The organism is Mesorhizobium sp. M2E.F.Ca.ET.209.01.1.1, from assembly GCF_004010375.2.
GTDB lineage: Bacteria > Pseudomonadota > Alphaproteobacteria > Rhizobiales > Rhizobiaceae > Mesorhizobium.
In genome coordinates this window covers 1-278 of sequence record NZ_SADP02001430.1, presented here as the reverse complement: position 1 = coordinate 278, position 278 = coordinate 1, and the positions used below count along the sequence as shown (strand labels likewise).

Annotated in this window: 1 protein-coding gene; it reads left to right on the top strand. The window is 61.9% G+C overall.

Going from position 1 to position 278, the window contains the following annotated elements; all coding sequences use genetic code 11:
- On the top strand, nt 1-278 hold a 278-nt coding region (locus tag EN852_RS40670; protein ID WP_281407880.1), incomplete at both ends, for a glycerol-3-phosphate dehydrogenase C-terminal domain-containing protein.

The window sequence follows — 278 nt, the reverse complement described above, 5'->3', positions numbered from 1 at the left end:
TTTCGATGCGCAGGTGGCGAAGCTGAAAAGCGCCTACCCTTTCCTCGACCAGCGTTTGGCGCGCCGGTTGACCAGGCTTTACGGGACGCGTGCGCAGGTTCTGCTCGGCTTGGCCAAGTCGATTGCCGATCTCGGCCGCAATTTCGGTGGCGATCTGCACGAGGCCGAGGTGCGCTATCTTGTTGAAAACGAATGGGCCGTCACGGCGGAAGATGTGCTGTGGCGACGGACCAAGCGCGGCCTGCATCTTAGCCGCGAGCAGGTCTCGGTACTCGATG